1 protein-coding gene is annotated in these 447 nt (G+C 50.1%); it reads left to right on the top strand.

Annotated elements, in window-relative coordinates; translation table 11 throughout:
* The coding region (locus GSQ84_RS27710) for a toprim domain-containing protein (RefSeq protein ID WP_174238706.1) at positions 1-447 on the top strand (447 nt) is incomplete at both ends.

Below are 447 nucleotides of genomic sequence, written 5' to 3'. Positions count from 1 at the left end.
CGGACATTACGGGAAATTACACCGTTATTGCCGCTTACGGCACTAACGGGCTCAACCAGGAAATTGTGAACGCGATCAAAGCTTTGCCCGAACTGGAAGAAATCATCTTTGCCTTTGACAATGACCCGGCTGGAAAAGCAGCCCAGGTTAAACACAGCGGGGAACAGCATGTGCTTTTCCCCGGGCTGCTGTTATCGGCTTTGGAACTGCCCTGTAAAGATGTGAATGAAACCGCACAGGGCCATGAAGATGGGATCTTTGTCCAGCTGCTGGAGCAGCGGAAAGATCTTTTTCTTTCAATTGAAAATCAGCCTTCAGTTGAAAAAGAAAAACCGGCACCCCAGGGGAAGGTGCAGCTGCGTGCTGCCGGGGATCTCAATACCGATAATCCCCATAAAATCAGTTACCAGACGCCGCTTGCCCTTTACTATATTCCCGGCGGAATCA

Origin of the sequence: Pedobacter sp. L105 (genome assembly GCF_009765875.1) — a bacterium.
Taxonomy (GTDB): Bacteria; Bacteroidota; Bacteroidia; order Sphingobacteriales; family Sphingobacteriaceae; genus Pedobacter.
Note: the sequence above shows the minus strand (reverse complement) of the source record. Positions and strands in the feature narration are given on the sequence as shown.